At 58.5% G+C, this 24,682-nt stretch carries 19 protein-coding genes; 8 read left to right on the plus strand and 11 right to left on the minus strand.

Features of this window, described 5'->3' with window-relative positions:
* Positions 1-60 precede the first annotated feature (60 nt).
* Positions 61-2,274 carry a ferrous iron transport protein B gene (gene feoB / locus KIT79_01515; protein ID MCW5827969.1) on the plus strand — a complete coding sequence of 738 codons (2,214 nt, stop codon included), beginning with the start codon at positions 61-63 and terminating at the stop codon, positions 2,272-2,274.
* On the opposite strand, the gene KIT79_01520 is transcribed toward feoB, so the two are convergent.
* Genes KIT79_01520 through KIT79_01530 form a run of 3 tightly spaced genes read right to left on the minus strand, consistent with a single transcriptional unit; the run spans position 2,275 to position 5,860 of the window.
* Positions 2,275-4,314, minus strand: a complete 2,040-nt coding sequence (locus KIT79_01520) for a UvrD-helicase domain-containing protein (protein MCW5827970.1) — start codon at positions 4,312-4,314, stop codon at positions 2,275-2,277.
* A gap of 14 nt (positions 4,315-4,328) precedes the next feature.
* A complete protein-coding gene (locus KIT79_01525) occupies positions 4,329-4,820 on the minus strand; it encodes a hypothetical protein (GenBank protein ID MCW5827971.1) in 492 nt (163 codons plus the stop codon).
* A gap of 11 nt (positions 4,821-4,831) precedes the next feature.
* Positions 4,832-5,860, minus strand: coding sequence for a hypothetical protein (locus tag KIT79_01530; protein ID MCW5827972.1), 1,029 nt, complete (start codon positions 5,858-5,860; stop codon positions 4,832-4,834).
* A gap of 419 nt (positions 5,861-6,279) precedes the next feature.
* On the opposite strand from KIT79_01530, the gene KIT79_01535 reads away from it, so the two are divergent.
* Complete coding sequence (locus KIT79_01535) at positions 6,280-7,062, plus strand: electron transfer flavoprotein subunit beta/FixA family protein (protein MCW5827973.1); 783 nt, start codon at positions 6,280-6,282, stop codon at positions 7,060-7,062.
* Positions 7,063-7,108: 46 nt separating this feature from the next.
* Complete coding sequence (locus KIT79_01540; GenBank protein ID MCW5827974.1) at positions 7,109-8,101, plus strand: electron transfer flavoprotein subunit alpha/FixB family protein; 993 nt, start codon at positions 7,109-7,111, stop codon at positions 8,099-8,101.
* Between the two features lie 60 nt (positions 8,102-8,161).
* Here the strand turns inward: KIT79_01540 and KIT79_01545 are convergent, their stop codons facing one another.
* Entirely contained in the window at positions 8,162-8,521 is a 360-nt protein-coding gene (locus tag KIT79_01545) for a hypothetical protein (protein MCW5827975.1), read from the minus strand.
* 154 nt (positions 8,522-8,675) lie between these two features.
* On the opposite strand from KIT79_01545, the gene KIT79_01550 reads away from it, so the two are divergent.
* The 3 genes from KIT79_01550 (at position 8,676) to KIT79_01560 (ending at position 12,428) form a co-directional block, all read left to right on the plus strand.
* The gene (locus tag KIT79_01550) at positions 8,676-10,340 is read left to right on the plus strand and encodes a hypothetical protein (protein ID MCW5827976.1); all 1,665 of its coding nucleotides are present in this window, start codon (positions 8,676-8,678) and stop codon (positions 10,338-10,340) included.
* A gap of 88 nt (positions 10,341-10,428) precedes the next feature.
* Positions 10,429-11,517 carry an S-methyl-5-thioribose-1-phosphate isomerase gene (gene mtnA / locus KIT79_01555; GenBank protein ID MCW5827977.1) on the plus strand — a complete coding sequence of 363 codons (1,089 nt, stop codon included), beginning with the start codon at positions 10,429-10,431 and terminating at the stop codon, positions 11,515-11,517.
* Positions 11,517-12,428 carry an SDR family oxidoreductase gene (locus KIT79_01560; GenBank protein MCW5827978.1) on the plus strand — a complete coding sequence of 304 codons (912 nt, stop codon included), beginning with the start codon at positions 11,517-11,519 and terminating at the stop codon, positions 12,426-12,428. Before mtnA ends, KIT79_01560 begins: the two co-directional genes overlap by 1 nt.
* A gap of 5 nt (positions 12,429-12,433) precedes the next feature.
* On the opposite strand, the gene gatB is transcribed toward KIT79_01560, so the two are convergent.
* The 7 genes from gatB to lysS form a co-directional block, all read right to left on the minus strand.
* The gene (gene gatB / locus KIT79_01565; GenBank protein ID MCW5827979.1) at positions 12,434-13,885 is read right to left on the minus strand and encodes an Asp-tRNA(Asn)/Glu-tRNA(Gln) amidotransferase subunit GatB; all 1,452 of its coding nucleotides are present in this window, start codon (positions 13,883-13,885) and stop codon (positions 12,434-12,436) included.
* Positions 13,886-13,921: 36 nt separating this feature from the next.
* Complete coding sequence (gene gatA / locus KIT79_01570; GenBank protein MCW5827980.1) at positions 13,922-15,388, minus strand: Asp-tRNA(Asn)/Glu-tRNA(Gln) amidotransferase subunit GatA; 1,467 nt, start codon at positions 15,386-15,388, stop codon at positions 13,922-13,924.
* Positions 15,388-15,675: an Asp-tRNA(Asn)/Glu-tRNA(Gln) amidotransferase subunit GatC gene (gatC, locus tag KIT79_01575; protein ID MCW5827981.1), complete on the minus strand. Its 288-nt coding sequence runs from the start codon at positions 15,673-15,675 to the stop codon at positions 15,388-15,390. Before gatC ends, gatA begins: the two co-directional genes overlap by 1 nt.
* A gap of 105 nt (positions 15,676-15,780) precedes the next feature.
* On the minus strand, positions 15,781-18,186 hold the full coding sequence (gene bamA / locus KIT79_01580) for an outer membrane protein assembly factor BamA (GenBank protein MCW5827982.1): 2,406 nt from the start codon (positions 18,184-18,186) through the stop codon (positions 15,781-15,783).
* Positions 18,183-18,869, minus strand: coding sequence for an ABC transporter ATP-binding protein (locus KIT79_01585; GenBank protein MCW5827983.1), 687 nt, complete (start codon positions 18,867-18,869; stop codon positions 18,183-18,185). Before KIT79_01585 ends, bamA begins: the two co-directional genes overlap by 4 nt.
* Complete coding sequence (locus tag KIT79_01590) at positions 18,862-20,172, minus strand: ABC transporter permease (GenBank protein MCW5827984.1); 1,311 nt, start codon at positions 20,170-20,172, stop codon at positions 18,862-18,864. Before KIT79_01590 ends, KIT79_01585 begins: the two co-directional genes overlap by 8 nt.
* Positions 20,173-21,720, minus strand: coding sequence for a lysine--tRNA ligase (gene lysS, locus KIT79_01595; protein MCW5827985.1), 1,548 nt, complete (start codon positions 21,718-21,720; stop codon positions 20,173-20,175).
* A gap of 147 nt (positions 21,721-21,867) precedes the next feature.
* Here lysS and KIT79_01600 point away from each other — a divergent pair, with 147 nt between their 5' ends.
* Complete coding sequence (locus KIT79_01600) at positions 21,868-22,485, plus strand: TlpA family protein disulfide reductase (GenBank protein ID MCW5827986.1); 618 nt, start codon at positions 21,868-21,870, stop codon at positions 22,483-22,485.
* 128 nt (positions 22,486-22,613) lie between these two features.
* Positions 22,614-24,680: a methyl-accepting chemotaxis protein gene (locus KIT79_01605; GenBank protein MCW5827987.1), complete on the plus strand. Its 2,067-nt coding sequence runs from the start codon at positions 22,614-22,616 to the stop codon at positions 24,678-24,680.
* Positions 24,681-24,682 lie beyond the last annotated feature (2 nt).

A 24,682-nucleotide genomic window follows, 5' to 3' on the forward strand; every position in this document is an offset into this window, starting at 1 on the left:
CCCTTGGGTATGACCTGAATGTGAGTAATGGATTCTTCATCCGCCTGCCATGACACCAGTATGCCATCGCCGGTAACAGGCAGTTCACCGGTCATCGTTATTACGGGAAATCCGAACGTCGGGAAGACAACTCTCTTCAACGCGCTGACCGGCGCACGACAGAAAATAGCCAACTACCCAGGCGTTACAGTCGAGCGGAAGGAAGGGCATCTGATACTCGAAGGCGGACTTCGGGCAAGAATTATCGACATCCCCGGTGCCTACTCTCTCACCGCAAGATCGGACGACGAGCAGGTCGCCCATGACGTTATTACCGGCAACCTGCATTCTGCCGGTATCCCTTCGCTCGCGATCTACGTCGCCGATGCGTCAAATCTAGAGCGGACCCTGTTCCTGTACAGCCAGATTCGTGACCTGGGCATTCCGGTACTGATCGCCCTGAACATGACTGACATCGCTGCCGCCCATGGAATCGTCATTGATGTGCCGAAACTGTCCCAGAATCTTGGGGTGTCTGTCATCCCGGTCGTCGGACACCGGAAAACCGGCATCAGGGAGCTACGGTCAGCCATAGCCGAGGCGATGATACATCCTGTGCTGCCCTCAAGCCGCCCCTGGCCGCTCCGGGCTGAAGTCGAACAAGAGGCACATGCCCTTGGCCAGTGGCTGAAGCCCAGACTACAGGGCCGGCCGGTTACCCCGGAGGCAGAAGCATTATGGCTCATGTCAGCGGTTGAGGACCCGCGTGCGAAGATCCGGCTGGATCCGGAAACCCGTGCCGAGGTGAAACGGCACCTCGAGCTGCTTTCAGCGAAGGGGATTGATGTCCGCACCGAAACCATCCAGGGCCGCTACGCCTGGCTTAACCAGCTCTCACAGGAGGTCCAGACAAGAACCGAATCTGCAGGACCAATAATTCACGACCGGCTTGACATGGTGATTACACACCGCGTGGCCGGTCCACTCATCTTCCTTGTCGTGATGGCCGTAATGTTTCAGGCGGTATTTGCCTGGGCAGATCCGCTGATCGGACTGGTGGAAAATGCCGTCAGCTGGCTCTCCGAGCTGGCTTCCAGCCATCTCCCGGAAGGGCTTGTGACCGACATGCTGGTCGAAGGCGTTCTTGGTGGCGTCGGTAATGTGGTCGTATTCCTGCCACAGATCCTCATCTTGTTCTTTTTTATCAGTTTGCTGGAGGACGTGGGATACATGTCCCGTGCCGCGCTGGTGTCCCACCGCCTCATGTCCCGCATGGGCTTGCCCGGCAAGGCCTTCATCCCTCTCATGTCTTCATTTGCCTGTGCAATTCCGGGAATCATGTCGGCACGGACCATAGAGGACAGGCGCGACCGGCTCGTTACGATCTGCATTGCCCCGCTCATCAGCTGCAGCGCACGGCTTCCGGTTTATGCGCTGGTGATAGCCGCCATCTTTGAGGCCGACAGGCCGGTCTTCCTCTTTTTCACCGAAGGCGGCCTCGTCATGCTTTCCATGTACCTGCTTTCCATTGTCATGGCGGTAACGGCGGCGGCCATCATCAAGCGGACTGTACTCCCGGCCCCCCCTGCTGGATTCATAATGGAACTGCCTCCTTACCGCATTCCCCGCTGGGGGGACACGCTGATCAATATGATCCAACGCTCAAAGGTGTTTCTGACCGAGGCCGGCACGATCATTCTGGGTGCAACCCTCATTCTCTGGCTCCTGCTCTCTTTCCCTCGAACCGGTCCTGAAATTGATGCGGCTGTGGCCGCACGGGATAGCCTGAAGGCCCAGGCCGGCGCTGATGCCAGACCGGGGCTGGACGATGAGATCGCCCTTGCCGAGCAGCATGTTGCCCGGGAACGGCTTCATCACAGCTATGCGGGCAGTCTGGGCCGCATTCTTGAGCCAGCCATTGAGCCACTCGGGTTCGACTGGAAAATCGGCATTGGCCTGGTGGGTTCGTTTGCCGCCCGTGAAGTGCTCGTCTCGACACTCGGCATCGTCTACGGGGCCGGCAGCGTGGATCCAGAAGACACACAACCGCTGCGCGACCGGATCCGGACCGAACGCGATCCGGCCACCGGAAAACCCGTATTCACACCGCTGGTAGGGATGTCTCTTATGGTCTTCTTCGTCCTTGCCTGCCAGTGCATGTCCACTCTGGCTATCATCAAGCGGGAGACAAACTCCTGGCGGTGGCCTGCCTTTGTATTCACCTATATGACTGTACTGGCCTGGACCGGATCGTTTGTCGTCTATCAGGGCGGCAGGCTGCTGGGATTCGAGTAGCTATCTGCCGTCTGGCGGAACGGGCTGGCTGAACCGCCGGATCAGGTCGGCAGCGGCGGTTTTTCGTCTTTCATCGGCAATCTGGCGCATTTCGGCCCGGCGGTCGGCAACGAGAGCAGCAGGTATGTCGGCAAGAAACCGGCTGGCAACCGTTGGAAACACCTTGCCGTAACGTTCCCGTTCACAGGCCCGCGTGAGGACCAGCCGGTCCTTGGCGCGGGTAATGGCGACATAGAACAGGCGTCTTTCTTCGGCTGTATCGACATTCTGATGGTCAGACCTTACTCCGTCCCCTGCCTGTGTCGACTTGATGTGCGGTAGCAGCCCTTCCTCCACTCCGGCCAGAAAAACCACCGAGAACTCCAGTCCCTTGGCCGAATGAATCGACAGCAGCGTGACGCATCCCATCCGTCCGTCATCGGTGTCCTTTTTCTCGAGAGCGGTCTCCTCCAGAAGCCGGACAACCGCGTCCCGTGGATCTTCTCCCTCCGGAAGTGACTTAATCAGTTCATCGAGGACGTTATGCCGCACCTGCCGCTGGGCAGGATCCTTGTACTCACGGTCAATCTCCGACCGAAGACCCGATTCCATGAGCATTCTTTCCAGGACCGGAGCCACACGTTCCTTTCGATCAAACGCACTCCGCGCTCCGTCCAGTATCCCGAAAAACGACTGCAGTCCTGCCGACTGACCCGGAGTGAAGTTTCCAGATGCCAGCAGCCGCCGGGCAGCATCCTGATAGCATTCGCCTGTCCGGCCGGATTCTTCACGAATCAGGTCAAGCGCCTGCTTTCCCACCCCGCGTGCCGGATAGTTGACTACCCGCAGGAACGAGAGATTGTCCTTGGGACGGAGCGCACATTTCAGGTACCCAAGGGCATCCTTTACTTCCCGCCGCTCAAAGAAACTCTCGCCTCCGAGCACGCGATACGGGATCCTGGACAGGCGCAACGACTGCTCCAAAGGACGGGACTGCTGGTTCGTCCGGTAGAGAACGGCGACTTCATGCGGCGGAGTTCCACGTGCGATCGCCTGCTGTATTTCACTGGCAATCTGGTCTGCTTCAGCCTCCGCAGACGGGAACTCCAGAATTTCCACCGGGACGCCCGCCTCCCGAACGGTCCGCAGCTGTTTTTCATGCCGGTCCGGCAGGCGGCTGATAACTGCATTGGCGGCATCCAGTATATTTCGTGTAGACCGGTAATTCGATTCCAGCCGTACAATCTTTGCCCCAGGGAATTGCCGCTGGAATGACAGGATGTGCCCCACTTCCGCTCCGCGCCACCCATAGATCGACTGATCGTCGTCACCAACCACGCAGCAATTGCCGGTACGCTCAACCAGCCCCTTGAGCAGCCGGAACTGGCCTGAATTGGTATCCTGGTATTCGTCTACCAGAACGTAATCATACTTCTCGCGGATCCGGAGGCCGGCGTCTTCGTCGGACAGAAGCTGGACCGGAAGGAGCAGCAGGTCTTCAAAGTCGACCATCTCCTGGCCCCGAAGCGCATCGTCATAGTATTCCCACAACTCCAGCGCCGCCCGGTCGTAATCACCGATCACTTTCTTGACATGCGCCGGTTTGCCATAAAGTCCCTTCCAGCGGCTGATCCGGCTCACCAGCTCATATACATCCCATTTCCGGTGATCGAGCCCCTGTGAACGAACGAGCGCCCGGAGGATATCACACTGGTCACCCACATCGGCGATCCCGAAATCACGCTTGAGGCCCAGCGGTTTGCCATGATCACGCAGCAACCGCGCTCCCAATGCGTGAAATGTTGATAGCACCACCTGCCGGGCCCGACCCTCACCGGTCATCCGGGCGAGCCGCTCGCGCATTTCCCGGGCAGCCTTGTTGGTAAAGGTAACGCCAAGGATTTTCCGGGGGTCGACTCCGCGATCCAGAAGATGCGCTATCCGGTATGTAATAACGCGGGTCTTGCCGGAACCAGCCCCTGCCAGGACCAGCAGCGGACCTTCCGTTGTTTCGGCAGCGAGGCGCTGCTCAGGGTTCAGGCTGGACAGATCAACCGGCATGCGGGAAAGAACTATTACATCCGCTCGGTTGCAATAGTGAAGTCGATCCCTTTCGCAGGCGGCTCGACCATGCCGCCCGGATAGTAGCCTTCCAGATCGCCAGGCGCGCCCAAGGCATCGCCGCTCCGGGATATTCGTGCGAACACTTTCATTGAACCGCTAAATGCAGTGCCTGGCTGGCGTATCATCATGTCGTCAGCCGAAAGCTGATAACTGTAGGGAAACTGGAATTCGCCCGGCCCCAGCCGGCGTACCGCGGCCGGTGGTCCGCTATCGCCAGCGCGGGCGAATATATACAGGGTGTCCGTCGGCCTGAGCGTCGGTTTAAGGACTTCCGCCACATCAATGGTGCCGGTTACGGGACCGCCAGCGGAAGATTGTCCGCTGCCCGAAGTTTCGAGTGTCCCGGTACGCCGGATCTCGGCGCGGTCCTGGCAGCCCGGAATCAGTACAACCGCCACAAGGCACAGAGAGGAAAGAAAAACAGGCAGGACTGAACGCGGCATCTTGAATACTCCTACAGCTCCCAGAGGGTGCGGCTGAATTTGCCCGTACCGGAATCCCAGCGGAATTCGGCCCACGGCGCGGTGGGTTCACTCGGATGGGGCCCGACAATAACAGTAACCGGACCGCCGGGCCGCCGCCGTTCCGGAAGTTTTCCAATCCAGTCGCAGAACTGCTCGAAACCCTGCGGATACCGAACGGACCTGTCGTACACGGAAACCAGAAACAGGTCAGCCTTTATCTGGCCGAAATCGGCAATTGCGCTGCGTACCAGCGGAAACCGGTCAAAGTCGGCCACAACCGCAGCAACCCGGTCCGGCACACCGGGTTCAGGCACCGGGGCAAGCCAGCCCTGGGCAAAGCCAAACTTGCGGGGTTCGACGGCCGGATAAAATTTCCTGCCAACCTTTTCCCACAATCCGAACTCCTTCATGTGCGGGAGTGCGAGATTGCCGACCATGACCCGTTTCCAGTTCTCATCGTTCCTGTAAAGCGCCTTCCAGTTTTCGTACTCACGGCGAAACGCACCCATAACGGCGAAAAACTCGCGCGATACTTCTTCGGGCATCGGTACGGGAAGCGTACTGCCCAGAAGCCGCAGGATCAGCCCCAACGGCATTACCTGCTTCCATCCGTCTTCGGCTCCGGCCTCAATCCGCCGGATGAAGTCGAGCGGTACCGGCTCGCCGCGGGCATCCGTAAGCTGTCCGGCGTCGAAGATGACGTATTCCAGCACGTCCTTGTAGGCTGCCAATGCAGGCGATGAACGAAGTGCTTCCGCCAGCGTATCCTCAATCCTTACCGACTCACCGGCCGTCAGGGGATCCTGTCCGTAAACCATTGGTAACGATTTGAAGAAATCGAGCGGCCGGTCAACCGGACTGATTTTCCGTTCGCCCAGTTCCACCGGCCTCGACAGCACGAAAATGGCATCGGACAACGCCTTGCCGGCGGCGTACAGCCGCCCATCGTCCAGGAATACCCGGAACAGCGGGACTTTCTGGTCTCCGTCAAAGCGCATGAATGGGATGGTTTCGATCATCGTGGCTTTGTTCGCCGGCAGACTCAATTGCCGGCGGCGGGCGTCACTATGAGGAGAAAATGCCGCAGTGGCAAATTGGCTGTGCAGGCAGCGGCGTTTATCTATCTAACTCATTGAAAAGACAACAGGTTTCACTGAACACCACCGATTTTTATTCGGTGCATCATTGCCGTTGGTATCCGTCAAACTGCGTGCTAGGTAGGGAGGCCTTCCGGCACGGGGATGGGACGTTCACAGACGCCTGTCACCCAGGAACAGGGCCGCCGGATCGCATACAAAGCATGAGTTCGCTGTTCCTAAGTAGGACCGGAACTGGAGGCTCCAGAGTGCCCCGGTACCGGAAACCAAAAGACGGATACAGCAGCGAACTTCCGGCCCCGGCACATGGTCAGTAACCAAACCACCAGGGAGGAGAAGCGATGAAGATCGTCGTTCTCGTCAAGCAGACGCCTGACACAGAAACCAAGCCCAAGATTACCGCCGACAAGAAGCGGCTCGAGGAAGGCGAAATCAAGTTTGTCATGAACCCTTATGACGAATTCGCCGTCGAGGAAGCACTCAAGACCAAGGAAAAGATCGGCGGAGATTCGACCGTTACGGTTATCAGTCTTGGTCCGGACCGGGTGGTTGAAACCATCCGTACGGCCCTTGCCATGGGTGCCGACACCGGCATTCACATCTCTGATCCGGCCCTGGACAGTGCTGACAGTTACGCTACTGCCGTGGCATTGGCCGCAGCAGCAAAAAAGGCCGGGTTCGATGTGATCTTCTGCGGCAAGCAGGCGATAGACGGTGATTTCGCGCAGGTGAACTCCCGTGTCGCAGAAACCCTGGATATTCCGCAAATCAACCTCACGACCAAGCTCGACCTTTCTGCCACTGGCGGCAAGGCCGAACGGCGTATTGAAGGCGGAGAGGAACTGATCGAGTTCCCGCTTCCGGCCCTGATTTCCTGCGAAAAGGGACTCAATGAACCCCGTTACGCATCCCTTCCCGGCATCATGAAAGCCAAGAAAAAGCCGCTAGACAAGCATGATCTGGCGGCTCTGGGCCTTTCGGCTGACGCGGTCAAGCCGCGGCTCCAGATCCAGGAAATCCGGATCCCCGAGCAGAAGCGCCGCGGTGTCAAGCTGACGGGCGAGGTGACCGAAACGGTTCCCAAGCTCGTGAAACTGCTCCGCGAAGAAGCCAAGGTCATCTGAGCCGGGTCGAATGATCCCCCTCAACTAAACGGGAAGGAAATACATCATGGCAGAAAAAGACGTTCTGATTGTCGCCGAGCAGCGCGGTGGCACCATCCGGAAGATTAGTTACGAACTGGCCGGCATCGGTGGCCAGCTTGCCCAAAAAACCGGTGGCGAGCTTGTGGCCGTCCTCATCGGCGAGGGCGTACAGGGTGCGGCCGCCAGCCTTGGGAAATACGGCGTGAAGAAGGTGCTCGTCGCTGACGGCCCGGCCTTCAAGCTTTACTCGACCGAAGGCTACGTGACCGCGGCCGCCAAGGCCGTCGAAAAGGTGCAGCCAGGCATTGTGCTGACCGGCGCTTCGGCGCTGGGACGCGATCTTTCGGCCCGGCTCGCCCAGCGGCTCAAGACTGGCCTTGTGACAGACAGCGTAGGTCTCGATATTGTCGACGGGAAACTGCAAGGCATCCGTCCGGCACTCTCGGGCAAGATCCAGCATGTGGTTACGATTCCTGAATCCAGACCACAGATCGCTTCCATACGGCCGAACGTGTTCAATGTGCCTGAGGCAAATGGACCTGACGCATCAGTCGAGACGCTCGATCATGGCGTGGACGCAGGCAAGATCCGCGCCAAGGTGACCGAAGTGCGTGCCTCGGCCGGAGCCAAGGCAGACCTCACCGAGGCCGAACGAATCGTGTCCGGCGGACGCGCGCTCAAGGCAGCCGAAAACTTCAAGATCATGAACGATCTGGCTGACGTGATCGGCGCGACAGTTGGTGCTTCCCGTGCGGCGGTGGATTCGGGCTACGCCCCTCACGCCATGCAGATCGGCCAGACGGGCAAGGTTGTTAATCCGACCCTGTATCTGGGCTTTGGCATTTCGGGCGCCATCCAGCACCTTGCCGGCATGCGGACCTCGAAGGTTATCGTGGCGGTGAACAAGGATCCTGATGCACCGATCTGGCAGATCGCTGACTACGGCATCGTTGATGACCTGTTCAAGGTCACCCCGGCGCTAATCGAGGAGTTCAAGAAGTTGCTCGCACAGGGCTGATTCAGTCCCCGGTTTCATCCGGAACGCCGGTCCTGCTGCAAGCGGGCCGGCGTTCTGTTTTTATCCGGCTTCTCCAGAGCCGCCTTCAAGCGGATCCAGCCATTCCTCCAGATCAAATGTCATCTGCATATGATGGATTTTCCGTCCCGACTCCGGCATGAACTGATCAATGCGCTCATCAATTACCAAGGCCCTGATCCCACGGTGCTGACAAATCCGGGCTGCCGCCAGCACGAATTGTCCGGTCATCTCGTCGCTATCCGAATAAAACTTCACGAGGTCGGCCCGGAGCAATTCTCGATCGGCGAGCCTTATTTCGCAGAACCCTGCTACCTGACCGTCCCGCTCCGCAACCAGCATGATGGTATCCGGGATATGCAACTCTCTGGCAATCCGGCCTTGGACTTCGGCCGCAGCCATGGATGGTTTAAGGGAACAGTAAAGCCCTGTCAGTGACGCAATATCACTATCCATCGCATACCGGACCAGCATGACTGCATATTATCACAAATCGCCAAAACGGCGATCGTGCCCCCAGCCTGACTTTGACATGGTGCACGCTATGCTGCGGGAAATGAAACCCGCTCGCCAATGGAGGATTCTCCCTGCCGTTATCCTTTCTGGCCTCTTCATGGCAGGTTGCGATATTGCCGACCAGGACGCACCGCATCGGCTGAAATCCCGGCTTGCCGAAACCGGCTGGACAGATATCCAGACGGGCACCGCCGGCTGGCAAATCACGATCAGGGGAATTGAACGTCATTCGGAAGGTATCTCCGCCCGGCGGGAAACGGCCTTGGGTCAGGTGATCATCGCTGCAGGACGGTTCCGGGCACGGATTACCTGGGTAGAACTGTTAACCGGTGGCGGCGCGGATGTGTCCCTGACGGGTCTTGGTGCCATGTGGGAACCGGATGCATCAGGAATGCTGCGAACGTCCCCTTCCCTCCCGGACTGGCCTGAGCCCACGATACAGGCACTCGCAGGGGCATTTGCGGGCAAAATTCCCAAGGCCGCCGCCAGAAATATCCGCTCACTGACGATTTCCGGTAAAGCGGGAAAATATAGCGACCCCACCACCATTCAACTGGACTGGGACGGATCAGGACAAAAAGGTGCCATTTCGCTCCGCAGGGCCGACAGTTCCCTCACATTGCAGCTGAAATCACGGCCGGTTGAAGATGAAAGCATTGAGTGGAATGTCATTCCCGATATTGGCAAACCCATCGGCCCAGTGCGGATCGCCCTTGACGGGAAAATCTCGCTTGCCGGGCCAGCCGACCTTTCACTGGTGACCAGCCTTTTCGTTCCGCAGGCGGTCCTGTCGCTGGATTCTGGTAGCTCAATAATGTTCACACCAGCTGGCTGGTCCTTGAGGCTTGAACACATGGAGGCCGGTCACAGGGACGGCATCACAACCCAGCTCTCCGGTAGCTGGGAGAAATCAAAGACGGATCACGAAATAACACTGGAAACTGCCAAATCACGTTCCCGCTTCAAGTTTGCCAACAGCGATCTGGCTCTTCTGGAGGTAACAGGTGAACTTTCCTCCCTCCAGATACCGGGAGCAGCCACGGGAACTCTTGCACTCGGAGAGCTGTTTCCCGTTTCCTGGCAGGGGAAGCAGGTGAATCTGGACAGTTTCGTTTTCCGGGGCATTACCGGCAGCACCGGCAAGCACTCTTTCCGGCTCGAAAGTCCAACTGATCAACTGCCCGGCATCCGTTTCCGGCTGTCACATCCGCCCGGCGGCATGTCAGAGATCCAGTTCGATCTGAATGGCATACCGGCAGCGCCGTTCGTAAAGCCGCTCGGCTTGCCATCAGCAGTAGCTGCTGCCGTTATTCGTGCGGAAATCCGGGCAAATGATCGCTCGTCCAGCATCCGTATTCATGCTTCAGGAGTTGGACGCCCTCTTGGCGATCTTGTCCCGTTCCCGGCAGAAATGCGTGATGCACTTGTCGGACCGGAGTTCCGGTCCCTCTGGCAGGCAAGGCTGGACAGTGGACTGTTCGGACTCGACTGGCAGGACGGTCGCTGGTCCCGGCGGGTCCATGTTTCTACTGACGCCTACCGTATTGAGGGCGAATACGATCTCGTCGAGGTCTCCCGCCGGGACCGCCGTGGTGAACCGATCCGTTTTATGCTCTCGGGGCCTCTTCTCAAGCCTAAAATTGACTTTGCCGACGCCGGCATGCGGGCAAAATTTCTGGGAGTCATCGGCGGCGGGGCAAAATAGCGTTATCGGCATGGTTGACCCTCGCCAGTACCGGCGGGTATCTGCGGAGGGCCTTAGGTCGGTCCCTGGGAGAAAGGCTGCGCGGCCCGTGACTGTCGAAACCGTTCGTCTCCGTAATGGCGTTCTGGAACTGATCGACCAGCGCCGACTGCCCTCAAAAGAGATCTGGATCAGGTGCCGTACGGCAGAGGATACCGCACGGGCCATCGAGACGATGGCCGTTCGCGGTGCGCCGGCAATCGGAGTCGCGGCCGCTTACGGGGTTGCTGCCGGGGCTGCAGCGCTGAAGGGACGCACGCCCTCTGCACTTCAGTTTGAACTGGAGCGGCACATCGAACGCCTCGCCCGGACCCGGCCAACAGCGGTCAACCTGTTCTGGGCCCTGGAGCGGATGCGGACCTGCGCCCGCACCCTGCTCGAAAATGGCGCGGACCGGGACCGGCTGGCCCGTGCCCTGCTGGATGAGGCGGTCCGTATTCATGCCGAAGATCTCGCCGCTTCCCGTGCAATGGCCGATTACGGAGCACGGCTCATTCCCAAAGGTTCCAGAATCCTGACCCATTGCAATGCCGGCGCCCTGGCAACGAGTGGAGCCTATGGGACGGCCCTCGGTGTCATCAAACGTGCACACGAGCAGGGAAAAAAGATCAGCGTGTGGGTCGATGAAACCCGGCCATTCCTTCAGGGAGCACGGCTTACCGCCTGGGAGTGCGTGAAGGAAGGCATACCGGCAACGCTGATTACCGACAATATGGCCGGGCATTTCATGAAATCCGGGGACGTGGATTGCGTGATTGTCGGAGCCGACCGGATCGCCGCCAACGGCGATACAGCAAACAAGATCGGAACCTATACTCTTTCGGTACTTGCAAAGGAGCACAGGATTCCTTTCTATGTTGCGGCGCCGCTTTCGACAGTGGATCTCGCCACTCCCGACGGGAGCCAGATACCCATTGAGGAGCGGAGCCACGAGGAGATTCGCAGCTTCCGGCACATACGGCACGCACCAGAGAAGGTCAGCGCACGGCATCCGGCTTTTGATGTAACGCCAGCCTCCAGCGTGACGGCAATCATTACCGAGGCTGGAGTAGCCAAACCTCCCTACCGGCGTTCGCTAGGAGCGCTTTTCAAGGGACACCCAGTCATCCGCACAGAACGAAGGGAAAAACGGAAATGATGCTTCAGGGAAAAGTAGGAATCATTACAGGCTCAGGCCGTGGAATCGGCCGTGAAATTGCGCTGCTCATGGCCAGGCATGGCGCATCCGTGATTGTGAATGATCTTGGCGCCGCACCCGATGGCAGCACTACTGCCGAGCGGCCTGCCGAGGAAGTCGTCACCGAAATCAGGAAGGCTGGAGGCAGGGCTGCCCCAAACTTCGGATCCGTTGTCTCATGGGATGATGCCCATTCGATGGTAGCCCAGGCGGTCAAGGAGTTCGGCAAGATCGACTTCGTGGTAAACAATGCCGGAAACCTGCGCGACGTGATTTTTCACAAGATGACCGAGCAGGACTGGGACGCAGTAATCGCCGTTCATCTAAAGGGCAACTTCAACCTTTGCCGTGCTGCCGCAGAGCATTTCCGCAAGCAGCAGTCCGGCTCATTCATCAATTTCACTTCGACATCAGGACTTATCGGCAACTTTGGCCAGGCGAACTATGCCGCCGCCAAACTCGGCATTATTGGCCTCACCCGTTCGATCGCGCTGGACATGAGCCGTTTCAATGTCCGGGCAAATGCCATCGCCCCGTTCGCATGGACGCGCCTGACGGCGACAATTCCCGAAGGCGAGACCGATGCGCAGAAGGCCCGGGTGGAAAACCTCAAGAAGATGAAGGCGGAGCAAATCGCACCACTCGCCGTTTTCCTCGCTTCGGACCAGGCCAAGGACATCACTGGCCAGGTGTTTGCCGTCCGGGGTGGCGAGATCGTGCTGTTTTCGCTGCCGCGTCCGGTGCGTCACATTCATCACGCAGACGGCTGGACTGCCGAGGATATCGCTGCCGTGCTGCCGGGAGCACTCAAGACGAATTTCGTTCCGCTCCAGGTATCAGCAGATATCTTCCCTTACGACCCGCTGATATAAAGGGACTACCCGAGTTTTTCCTTGAGCAGCCGGTTCACGACCGCGGGGTTGGCTTTGCCCTGCGTTGCCTTCATGACGGCGCCGACAAAGAAACCAAAAACGCTCTGCTTTCCGCCCTTGTACTGCTCTACCTGTTTGGCATTGGCGGCAATTACATTGTCGATCACTTTTGCCAATTCACCCTCGTCCGAGACCTGAACGAGCCCCTTGGACTTGACGATCTCCTCCGGTTCCTTGCCGCTCGTCCACATATCGCCAAAAACATCCTTGGCGATCTTTCCGGAAATCGTGCCCTTCTGGATGAGGGTAATCAGTGCGGCAAGCGTCTCGGGCGTTACTTTCGCTTTGGGGAGTTCCGTCTCGACATCCTTCACCTCACAGAGGACTTCCGTCTGGATCCAGTTGGCTGCAACCTTGGCGTCGCCGCACAGCTTCGCGGTCTTTTCGAAAAATGACGCCAGCACCTTGTCGGACGAAAGGATGCCAGCATCGTAGTCGGACAGGCTGTAATCGGATATGAACCGCTGCCGCTTTGCCTCGGGAAGTTCCGGCAGTCTGGCACTGATATCACTAATCTGCGCCTCGCTTACGACGAGCGGCAGGAGGTCTGGCTCCGGGAAGTAGCGGTAGTCATGTGCTTCTTCCTTGGACCGCATGGACCGGGTTTCGCCCGTATTGGCGTCGAACAGGCGGGTTTCCTGCACAATCGTACCGCCAGTCGAGAGGATCATCTCCTGCCGCCGGATTTCGTACTCAATGGCCCGTTCCAGAAACCGGAACGAATTGACGTTCTTCGTCTCGGTCCGGGTGCCCAGTTTTTCGGAACCTTTTGGCCGGAGCGAGACATTGGCGTCGCATCGCAGGGAACCCTCTTCCATGTTGCCGTCACAAACGCCGAGATACAGAAGCACCTGCCGGAGTTCCTTCAGATACGCGCTTGCCTCGCGGGCTGACCGGATATCAGGTTCGGAAACGATTTCCATCAGGGGCGTGCAGGCACGATTCAAATCGATCAGCGATGAACGGATATCGCGTGAAGCTTCATGCAGGGATTTTCCGGCATCTTCTTCCATGTGGATGCGGGTAATGCGGACTTCCTTCTCGTAGGCCACACGTCCATCGTCCCCCAGCACACGCGCTTTCAGGTTTCCACCTGAACAGAGCGGCAGGTCGTACTGGGAAATCTGATACCCCTTGGGAAGATCGGGATAGAAGTAGTTCTTCCGGGAAAAGACCGACTTGCCGTTGATCCTGCAGCCAAGCGCCAGCCCCGTCCGGATGGCGTATTCGACCGCCTGACGGTTCAACTTGGGAAGAACTCCCGGAAAACCCAGGCAGATGGGACACGTATTGGCATTCGGGTCATCCCCGAAGGAAGCCGAGCACGAACAGAAGAGCTTGGTCTTCGTGAGCATCTGGGCGTGGACTTCAAGCCCGATGACTGCTTCGTACTCCATTGATATCCTGCTCCTTCAGAAATCCTGTACCTGCCGCTACAGCGCGGGCCGCCGCTTATGCCAGTCCGTAGCCCGTTCGTACGCGCCGCCCACCTGCACAAGCGTCTCTTCGGCGAAGTGTCGCGCCAGAACCTGAAGCCCCACCGGGAGGCTTTTCGACGTGAACCCGCACGGGACGCTGACTCCCGGCAGCCCGGCCAGGTTGCACGAAATGGTGAAAATATCCGACAGGTACATCTGGATCGGGTCGGCAGCCTTTTCACCAAAGCGGAAAGCAGCCGTCGGCGTTACCGGAGAAACGATGGCATCACAGGTCTTGAATGCTTCCAGGAAATCCTGCCGGATCAGCCACCTGAGTTGCTGTGCCTTCCGGTAATACGCATCATAGTAGCCGGAGGAAAGGCAGAATGTTCCGAGCATGATCCGGCGCTTCACCTCGGGACCAAACCCCTCACCACGGCTCCGGACATACAGGTCAAAAATGTCTTTGGGATCCTTTGCCCGGTGGCCAAACCGGACCCCGTCGTAGCGGGCAAGGTTGGATGATGCCTCGGCAGTCGCCACGATGTAATACGTGGCAACTGCGTATTTCGTGTGAGGCAGAGATACTTCAACGAGCTTTGCGCCCTGTTTTTCCAGTTCCGCCAGGGCACCGCGAACGGCCGCTTCCACCTCGGCATCCATCCCGTCAATGAAATATTCCTTCGGGACTCCAAGCCTCAGCCCTTTCACGCCACGATCCGCTGCAGCAGCATAGTTCGGCACCGGCCGGTCCACAGATGTCGAATCGAGGTCATCGAAACCACTCATGAATTCAAGCAGATGAGCCGCATCGGCCACCGTGCGGGCAAAAGGGCCGAGCTGGTCCAGGCTCGATGCGAACGCAATGACTCCGAAACGGCTTACCCGGCCGTAGGTAGGCTTGAGGCCAACCACACCGCAAAAGGCGGCCGGCTGGCGAATAGACCCGCCAGTATCTGAGCCGATGCTCACCGGACAGAATCCTGCCGCCACGGCGGCCGCACTGCCGCCGGATGATCCGCCGGGAACACAGTCCAGATCCCACGGATTCAGGGTCTTCTTAACCGATGAATTCTCAGTGGAAGAACCCATGGCAAACTCGTCCATGTTGAGCTTGCCAAAACAGACAGCCCCGGCGGCATGGAGCTTGCGGACCACCGTGGCATCATAGGTACCCTTGAATGCCGACAGTATCCGGCTTGCCGCCGTAGAAGGCGTTCCATCCATGACAATCACGTCTTTTATGCCGACCGGAATACCGGTAAGCGCCGTCACTCCACGGCCTCCATCAAGAAGTTCCTGTGCATGCCGGGCCTGCGCCATCGCCTGTTCGGCATTCACATGAAGAAATGCCCCGACCTTCGGGTCGAGAGTTTCCACCCGTTTCAGGTGTGCTTCAAGGACTTCCGATGCAGAGACCTTTTTCTCCCTGAGCAACGCACCCAGTTCGCCGATGGACAAATGGCAGAGATCGGCACCCACTATTCCACCACCTTCGGCACGCGGAACATGTTGAGCTCGGCGGCCGGTGCATTTTCGAGCCCGCGGGACGCATCGAACTTCCGGACCGGCTCATCGTCACGGAGCGGCGTATCCATTTCGACCGCGTGCTCCAGCGGCGGCACTTTCGAGGTGTCCACTTCCGAAAGCTGGGCAACGTAATCCAGCATCCTGTTCATGTGGACAAGAAGCGCCTCGGTCTCGGCATCCGTCACCGACAGCCGGGCAAGCTGGGCAATTTTCCGCACATGTGCAGCGTCGAGTTTCATGGCCGCCGTTCTTCAGGGTATTTCCGGACGGCCTACCGTCCGGGGGAGGCAATCTGCCACACAGGAAAGCCGTCAATCAATGGGGAGAAGACCCCCTGAAAACTGCTAGAAGAGCTGTCCTATCGTGAAATTGAACACAGGGGAGCCGAAGCGGGAGCCATCGGCTGTCAGGTAGCGGGGTTTTACCAGCGGGAATCCCAGCTCAAGGCGGATCGGGCCCACAGGCGAAAACCACCGGATACCGGCACCCCAGTCAGCAAGCCAGGGCGCTGAAAAAATCATCTGGTGATCGTTGTAGACGTTGCCAGCATCCATGAAGACTACCGCCTTCAGCCGTGCCGGCTTGTAGAGTGGAAATACCAGCTCGCCAGACAGATATCCTGCCTTGTCCCCGCCAATCCGTACCGGACGGCCATTGTTGCCGATGTCGAATGGGCTCACCGAAAACGGATCATAGCCGCGAAGATTGGTAATGCCGCCCCCGTAATAGCGTTCTTCAATCAGCAGGAAGAAACTTTCGCGCCGCTGGAGAAAGCTCACCTGCCATTTTGCGACACCCACTACCTCCCAGAACAATTTCTTGAAATAGGTTCCGGAAAAGTCGTAGCTGTTGAAGTTCGACACGACCGATGGGTCAATATCAAACAGGTTGAATGCTGTCCGGAAAGACGCCGTATGGCGGCTTCCGTCACTGGGATCGATCCGGTCATCGAGGCGATCCAGAAACAGGTTGAAATCGAAACCGGTCTTGACCGTATCGCTCCGGATACGGTCACCCAGTGCTACGAGTTGCGGCGAGAAGCCTTTCAGCTTGTTACGGAAGCCGAACAGGCCAACCGATGCGGAAAACCCGTCAAAAAACGGGCTGATGGATGTAAAATCATAGCTCACAGAGAGCGAACCACCGACACGCAGGCTCTGGAAATCGAACAGCTTCCGGTCAGAAGCCTCGCCCGTCACCCCATAGCCCCAGTAACTGTCATAGAATCTCGGATCCCGGTACTGAACCGATATCTGCTTCGCCCGCTTACCCAATGTACCGCTGAATCCGAGCGACTGCCCGCGTCCGAACAGGTTCTGCTGCTGGATCTGGGAGAAGACAAAAAGACCATCGAAAGACGAATAACCGCCCCCGATGTTCAGAGATCCGGTAGACCGCTCGGTCACGGTGAACCGGATATCAACCTCGCCCGGCCGGCCCGGAACCCGTTCCTTGGTAAAGTCGATTTCATCAAAAAATCCGAGTTGCCGGATCTTCTGGCGCGACCGTTCCAGCGCACTCGTGCTGAACTTGTCGCCCTCGGCAAGCCGGATTTCCCGTCGAATCACGTTATCCCGGGTCCGGCTGTTTCCGCTGATATGGATGCGCCGGACGGTTACTGATGGGCCCTGATCAATACTGATTTCCAGGGCAATTTCGGGTTTTTCGGTTTCCACGTCCACAGGGCGTGGAATGATTGTCACGTTGGCGAATGCATACGACGCATCGCCATAAACCCGCTCGATCGCAGCCTGGTCTTCCAGCAGCCGCGACCTGGAAAACACCAGTCCCGGTTTCGACTGCATCCGGGCCAGCAGACTGTCTTCCGGCTCCAGCAGATCGCCGGCGATGCGGATTGACCTCAAGTGATACTGCTTGCCCTCGGTGACATGAAATGTGACGAAAAGCGCGTCCCGTCCCGATGTCAGCTCAACCACCGGATCGGAGATCTTCGCGTCCACATAGCCACGGTCCATGTAAAAATTCTTGAGCGCGATACTGTCGCGGAGCAGCATTTCACGCACGAAGTTGCCCCGGTCGGTAAACCAGGAGAAGGCGTGATGCTCCTTGGCGAGCATTTCTCCTTTTAGCTGGTCATCACTAAAGGCCTGATTGCCGATAAACCTGATCCGGCGGATACGAATCTTGTCCCCTTCATCCAGATGAAAAACAACCGCAATGGTATTTTGCCCCCGGGCAGGCCGGGTTTCGGCCCGGATACTGGCGAGGAAATAGCCGTCTTGCTCATACCGGCGCCGGATACGCTCAATGGTGCGATCCACCTGCACCGGCGAGTAGACAGAGTTCAGCTTGAACTGGAGATCTTCCCTGAGTTTTTCGTCATCGATGCCGCTGTTTCCTTCAAACCGGATTTCACTCACGGTCGGACGCTCACGGATCACGTAAATGAGCCGGATTCCTCCGTCGGTCCGTTCCCACTCAATCCGGATGTCGTCAAACCAGCCGAGCTTCCAGAGCGTACGGATATCCTCGGCCAGCAGCTTGTGATCCATCCGCACACCCTGACGAATCCGGGTACGGGTACGTATCAGCTCCGGATCCAGCCGGACCTGGCCGCGAACCACGATTTCCGTCACAAGTTCACCGGCTGGAGCCTCTCCTGCCAGAACCGCCGCAGGGATGTCCGCCGAAGCGCCCTCAGATGGCGAGTTGCCGGTTACCTGTGCGGAAGCAATGGCTGGCCCGCACAGAAGACAGAAAAAAATCCACCGTCGGAAAGTCCGGATCAAGAGCCGGCCTCCGCGATGCGCCCATCTACCAGCGTAATCCGGCGGGTCATCAGGGCGGCCAGCGCCATTGAATGTGTCACGACAACGAACGTCGTCCCGTCCTCTTCGTTGAGGCGAACCAGAAGATCGTGAATTTCCTCGGCGGTATGGGTGTCAAGATTTCCGGTCGGTTCATCCGCGAATACAATCCGTGGCTTGAGCACGGTGGCGCGGGCGATAGCAACCCGCTGCTGCTCACCGCCCGACAGTTCCCGGGGACGGTGCTCATACCGGCCCGACAGGCCAAGCCGGTCGAGCAGGGCCCTGGCGGCAGGCTCAACCTGCGAGCGCCCTTTACCCGCAATCAGTCCCGGCATCATCACGTTTTCGAGTGCCGTGAATTCCGGAAGCAGGTGATGGAACTGGAACACGAAACCGAAGTTCCTCGCCCGGAATGCCGGCAGGGAATGTTCGGCCAGCCCAGTCACATCAACACCGTTTACACGGAGCAGACCGCCGGAGGCCTTCTCCAGCGTGCCCAGAACGTGCAGAAGCGTGGTTTTTCCCACTCCGGAGACGCCTACAACACCCAGCCGTTCTCCGGGGCGAATATCGAGATCAATACCCCGGAGCACATCGACCCGGCGATTATCCAGGTCGAAATGCTTTTCCAGCCCTTTCGCGGAGATCACCGGATCACTCATTGCGTAGCGCCTCCGCAGGCGTCAGCCGGCCCGCCTGAAGCGAGGGAAACAGGGCCGCCAGTGTGGTGACAAAAATCGGTGCCGCCACAACCCAGATCACGTCTTCGATACGGACCAGCAGTGGAAGATGATCCATCTGATAGACGGCCGGATCTATCGGAATCAGATGGAAGGTCGACTCGACCCAGCAGAGGCCCAGACCAAGCACAAGCCCGGACAACGTTCCCACCAGACCGATAAACGCGCCCGTATAGAGGAATACCCGCATGGTCTCCCGGTTTGTGGCGCCCATCGCTTTCAGGATGGCAATGTCATGCACCTTCTCCCGCACCAGGACAATCATCGAGCCGGCGATGTTGAAGCTGGCAACGATCACGATAATCAGGACAACAATGAACAACCCGAGCTTTTCCAGGGCGAGCGCCTTGAACAGGTCGCCAAAACTCTCCTCCCAGCTACGTGCCCGGAGCTGTGGCTTTTTCCAGTCAAGAAAGGCCCGCCGCATGATTTCACCGGCAACAGCACGGGCATTTTCCACGTTATCCACTCTGACCTGGATACCGGTGACATACCGCTCCTCGTCTGTCAGACCCGGATCGAAAAAGTCCTGCGCCACCGGAAGATCCACAAATGCCAGCGTCGAATCGAATTCGATGAAACCCAGCTTGAATATGCCGACAACCACGAACTTCCTGGGCCGGGCTGTAGGGCCCGTGGGACCAATTCCGCATAAAGGGCAGATGACCGTGATCTCGTCACCGGTACTGACAAACAGGTTTTCGGCGAGCACGCTTCCCAGCACGATACCGGGCAGATCCTTCCGGCTTTCTATGGAACGCCCGGCTGCGACCGAAACATTCTCCGTTCCGGTGCCTGTCAGATTCCGCAACGATCCGCTCCTCATGCGCTCGCTGAACAGGGCGGTCCTGGCGGCCAGTTCGGGAACAATGCCGAAAAGCTGAATACCGGCCACTTCATCGCCATTGGTGAGCATCGCGTCACGCTGAAAAAACGGCGAAACAGCCACGACGCCCGGAACAGCTTCGACCAGTTTGCGGGTCTCGTCCCAGTCTGGAAGCTGCAGCCGACTGTATGAGGATTCATAGGAAACAAGCACATGCGGCCGGGCCCCCAGCATCAGATCGCGCAGGTTTTTCATGAAACCTGCCATGACGGCCTGAACGATCAGAAGGGCCGCCACTCCCAGCGCCACCGACAGGATTCCAACAGATGTCTGAAACGAAAAAGCAGCCCGCGAACGGCCAACCAGATACCGCCGGGCCACCCACCAGGTCCAGCTCATTCAGATCTCCCGGCTTTTCAGCAACGGGAACAGGATAACGTCGCGGATCGATGGCTGGCCGGTAAGCAGCATAACCAGCCGGTCCACTCCTATCCCTTCCCCCGCCGTGGGCGGCAATCCGTATTCCAGCGCCCGGATATAGTCAGCATCGTAGTCCATCGTCTCTTCGTCGCCGCCTTCGCGTGACTTCAGCTGGTCTTCGAACCGGGCCCGCTGATCGTCGGCATCGTTCAGTTCGCTGAACCCATTGGCGATTTCCCGGCCGGTAATAAACAGTTCGAACCGGTCGCTGATCTCCGGATTCCGGTCATTCCGGCGCGAGAGCGGTGAAATCGCGGTTGGATACCCAGTGACAAAAGTCGGCTGGACAAGTGTAGGCTCTACCAGTTCTTCAAATGCAGCGCAGAGGCGCTCGGCTGGTCCCCGGGCGAAACATTCGGCAGCAAGCTTGCGCATCTGGGCCCGTATATCGCCCGGATTCGCATCCGGGCAGTGTCGCAGGGCGGTGGTTTCAAGCATGGCGACAAAATCCGCTTCGGAAATCGCCGCCAGTTCGGCCAGCCCCTTGCCAGTCACCTCGCGAACGGCCTCCTCCATACCGATCCGTTTCCACGGTCTTGCAAAGCTGATTTCCCGGCCCTGGTAAGTCAGATTTGTCCCGCCGTGCAGCTTTTCCACGAGCCCGGTAATGAGATCCTCCGTCAGGTCAATCAGGTCTTCGTAGGTTGCCCACGCCTGATAGAACTCGATCATCGTGAATTCGGGATTGTGCTGGGTACTGATGCCCTCGTTGCGGAAATTGCGGTTGATTTCGAACACCCGGTCGAAACCGCCCACCACGAGCCGTTTCAGGTGCAGCTCTGGGGCTATCCGCAGAACAAGGTCCATGTCGAGGGTATTGTGGTGAGTACGGAACGGACGGGCCTTGGCACCAGTGACGAGCGTGTGCATCATCGGCGTTTCAACTTCAAGATAGCCGCGATTGATGAAGAAGCTGCGGATCCCGGTGACGATTTCCGATCGCTTGCGGAATACTTCCCGCGCCTCGTCGTTCACCATCAGGTCCAGATACCGCTGGCGGTAACGGATTTCGACATCAGTAAGGCCGTGCCACTTGTCCGGAAGCGGTCTCAGGCACTTGACCAGCAGGTTCAAGGTCTTGGCGCGAACCGTCAGTTCCCCGGTCTTGCTACGGAACAGTTCGCCTTCGATACCGGCAATGTCGCCGATATCGAGCGACCGGGCACGGGCAAAACCGTCCTCACCCAGACCGGAGAGATCGGCAAAAAGCTGAATCTGGCCAGATGAATCACTCAGTGTATAAAATCCGCCCTTGCCGAATAAACGGACAGCCCGAATCCGCCCGGCAACGCTCACCCGGACGGGTGCAGCCGCAAGGGTCTCACCGGTAACGTCACGAAAACGGTCCTGGAGTTCTCCAGCACGATTGGCGGGTACAAAGCCGTTTGGATAGGCAGGCGCGGGTCCCTCGCGAAGCTGGTCGAGCTTTCTTCGCCGCTCGCGTATCTGGTCATTGTCCTGATCCATGAATAAACGCCCAAGGTCTCCAAAAAACCCAATTTTTTCCGCAGGTTGCCGGGACCGTAGACGGATAGCCCCGCCGGAAAGCGCGGACGTTATCCCTCACCCCCCAAGCGGTCAAGAACCCTTGAGAGCTGCGCCAAGGATGGCTAAATGAAAGGCATGATCAGGCTCGAACTTCTTATCCCTGTTGTCGTGGCTCTTACTGGCTGCGGTCCATCCAACCCCAATCCCATCGATTTTGCCGCTCCACCAGACAAGACCATCCCGGTAAAGCTGGCCGCATCTCCAGCCGATTCCCAGACGTGGGCTGAACGCGACCTCACCCTTCCCGACGTCAGTGGCGGGAAATTCACGCTCTCGTCACTCAAGGGGAAATATGTACTGCTCGACTTCTGGGCGAGCTGGTGCGGGCCATGCATCAAGGCTATTCCACATCTGAACAAGCTGCAGGACCGCTTTCCCGGACAGCTTGAAGTCGTGGGAATTTCGGTGGACGACGAGCCCCTGTCGTTCGTTCAAAAATTCGCACGTGACAACAAGATGAACTACCGGGTCCTTCACGGCGAGGACAAGCTCATCGACCGGTTTGGCCGCTCACGGGGCTTGCCTGTAGCTTTTCTGCTTGATCCCGAGGGCCGGGTGGTCCGCCGGTTCATTGGCGAGTATCCCGAGGACCGGCTTATCTCAGCCATTGCAGGTGTTATCCCGGCCAAGGAAGAGAAAAAGGATGAATCGGGTCCGCCCAGTGAAAGCCCCGACCCGCAATAATCCGTTCCACTGGCCACCTCCTCGCAGCAGGCAAAACTTATGCGGTGACCCACGCTGCATCATCCTGATACATCTGTTTTTTCGTGCTGACAGTCCACAAATGAAAAGATACTATCCCGCTGTCTGCAATGAATAGTGGTTCCATACGCAAGCGGGTAGAAGCGGCCGGGCGACAGTCGGTATTGTGGGGCTGTGTTGCAGCCATAATCCCGATTGGTTTTTCGCTGGCAGTCATCCTGACGCTTCATGGTTACGGCCTGCGTGAAACAGCCACCTCTATTCTCGCGGTAGCGGTGCTTTTCATCCTGTTCGCACCAATCAATCTGCGCAGACTTCACCGGGAAAACTCCGCACTGATCGGTACCCTCGAAACTCTGGGACGCGGAGAAACACCCTCGAATGAACTCGTCACCGAAGCCGTCCAGAAGGCTCGCTCGGCAGTCCTCCGGTTCCAGGTTCTTTCGACACTGGGCTGGCTCGCCGGGCTCGGGATTGGCTTCTGGCTGTTCCAGATGCAGGGGGATCTCACCCGGTTTTCCCTGACCATCTTCGTCTGCTGCTTCGCGGGCAGTTACCTGTTCACCCACGGACTGAGCTGGACGATCTACCGCCGCGCATTTGCACCCTGCCTGTCAGAACTCGTCACCCATCTCGAGGAACAGGATGCAGCCCGGCTGGCCCCACTCACCGTTCGTATCAAAATTCTGATCGGTCTGCTGTCAGGACTCGGCATTTTCATTTCGGGCGCTGTCGCGCTGGTAGCCTACCACAGCCGGATAGAAACAGGATCAGTGGCGGCCACCGCACTCCGGCCCACCGTAATGGCCGAGTCCGCCTGGCTCCAGTCAGGTGCCCTAGCGGCCGAAAGCCCATACCGCCCCCTGTGGCCAGACGCCAAATGGATCGTCATCGAACCCGACGGTTCTGCAAATCCCAAACCGGATTGGGATCGCATTGACCGCCGGCTTCGGGATAAAATCCTGGCTTCCAGCGGACAAACGGTTTTCAATACCGTTGTATTCAGGGAAATCGCAATCATGGCGCCGGCTGGACAGGGCCGCCGGGTGGCAGCGGTTTTGCCCCGGGGTAGCCTCAAATCAGACGCAACCTCCACCCAGGCAGCTTCCGGAGCCATCATTCTCCTCGTGATTCTGGCTGTTGGGTTTCATACCTTTGTCGTCATCCGCGACGTGACTGAGCCGTTCGGAAGCCTGCGCCGTCTCGCGGCCAGAATTGCGGCCGGCGATCTCCGGCCGGATCCGGTGCCCTATGCCGACGATGAAACCGGTATTCTGCTGGTCCAGTTTGATCGTGCCGCTCGCAAGCTTTCCGAAGCGATCGAGTCATCCCAGAATCTCGCACGATCGGTGGCAGCCGCAACGGAGGAGCTGGCCTCCACCGCTGTGACGTTTGTCAGCTGGAGCGAGGAGGTTCGTGGCCATTCATCAAGAGCCGGAGGAATGCTGGACCAGATCGCGGCGGGCTCGGCTGACGTCAGCACACTGGTGAAGTCCACACGCACAGAGACTGAAACCGCCGCCCGGGAAGCCGGTGGCAGCGAACAGGAACTCGAGGCAAGTTCCCAGGGCCTGATCCAGCTCGGACAGGCGCTGGCGCAGGTATTCTCCAGAATTGAGGATCTCTCGAACCGCAGCGCCCATATCTCCGGAATCGTTGATGTCATCCGCGAAATCACTGCACAGACGAACCTTCTCAGCCTGAACGCCGCCATTGAAGCGGCCCGGGCAGGCGAGCACGGCCGCGGATTTTCAGTCGTGGCGGACGAAATCAGGAAACTGGCTGACCGGGCCAGCACCAGCGCCGCCGAGATCAACACCATTATCCAGCAGGTAACCGAAACCGGACAAACCGCATCCCGGCTGGTGCAAGGCGCCCGTGAAGATTTCTCTGGCCGGCAGGAGACCGTCCGGCAAACTGCTGACCGGTTTCATGGAATTACCCGGACATTCGTAGATGCCGGCCGGGCGTTCCAGAAACTGGATGATCTGGTAGCCGAGCATGTCAGGCTGTCGCTGGAGTCGGCTTCGGCCTTGCAGAATATCGTGCAAACCCAGGCCGAGCAGACCACGGCCGCCGAACAGCTCCGTGCCACAGCCACCGAACTCACACGGATGGCCGAAAACCTCTCCCGGCTTCTCATGGCCTTCCAGATCGGAACGAAAAAGAAACGGTAACC

The sequence above is a fragment of the Deltaproteobacteria bacterium genome (assembly GCA_026129095.1).
Taxonomy (GTDB): domain Bacteria; phylum JAGRBM01; class JAGRBM01; order JAGRBM01; family JAHCIT01; genus JAHCIT01.

Bases quoted from the DNA above. Each gene is read 5' to 3' on its own strand.
- feoB (MCW5827969.1), top strand. From the start codon at position 61: ATGCCATCGCCGGTAACAGGCAGTTCACCGGTCATCGTTATTACGGGA.
- KIT79_01520 (MCW5827970.1), bottom strand. From the start codon at position 4,314: ATGCCGGTTGATCTGTCCAGCCTGAACCCTGAGCAGCGCCTCGCTGCC.
- KIT79_01525 (MCW5827971.1), bottom strand. From the start codon at position 4,820: ATGCCGCGTTCAGTCCTGCCTGTTTTTCTTTCCTCTCTGTGCCTTGTG.
- KIT79_01530 (MCW5827972.1), bottom strand. From the start codon at position 5,860: ATGATCGAAACCATCCCATTCATGCGCTTTGACGGAGACCAGAAAGTC.
- KIT79_01535 (MCW5827973.1), top strand. From the start codon at position 6,280: ATGAAGATCGTCGTTCTCGTCAAGCAGACGCCTGACACAGAAACCAAG.
- KIT79_01540 (MCW5827974.1), top strand. From the start codon at position 7,109: ATGGCAGAAAAAGACGTTCTGATTGTCGCCGAGCAGCGCGGTGGCACC.
- KIT79_01545 (MCW5827975.1), bottom strand. From the start codon at position 8,521: ATGGCTGCGGCCGAAGTCCAAGGCCGGATTGCCAGAGAGTTGCATATC.
- KIT79_01550 (MCW5827976.1), top strand. From the start codon at position 8,676: ATGAAACCCGCTCGCCAATGGAGGATTCTCCCTGCCGTTATCCTTTCT.
- KIT79_01560 (MCW5827978.1), top strand. From the start codon at position 11,517: ATGCTTCAGGGAAAAGTAGGAATCATTACAGGCTCAGGCCGTGGAATC.
- gatB (MCW5827979.1), bottom strand. From the start codon at position 13,885: ATGGAGTACGAAGCAGTCATCGGGCTTGAAGTCCACGCCCAGATGCTC.
- gatC (MCW5827981.1), bottom strand. From the start codon at position 15,675: ATGAAACTCGACGCTGCACATGTGCGGAAAATTGCCCAGCTTGCCCGG.
- KIT79_01585 (MCW5827983.1), bottom strand. From the start codon at position 18,869: ATGAGTGATCCGGTGATCTCCGCGAAAGGGCTGGAAAAGCATTTCGAC.
- KIT79_01590 (MCW5827984.1), bottom strand. From the start codon at position 20,172: ATGAGCTGGACCTGGTGGGTGGCCCGGCGGTATCTGGTTGGCCGTTCG.
- lysS (MCW5827985.1), bottom strand. From the start codon at position 21,720: ATGGATCAGGACAATGACCAGATACGCGAGCGGCGAAGAAAGCTCGAC.
- KIT79_01600 (MCW5827986.1), top strand. From the start codon at position 21,868: ATGAAAGGCATGATCAGGCTCGAACTTCTTATCCCTGTTGTCGTGGCT.
- KIT79_01605 (MCW5827987.1), top strand. From the start codon at position 22,614: ATGAATAGTGGTTCCATACGCAAGCGGGTAGAAGCGGCCGGGCGACAG.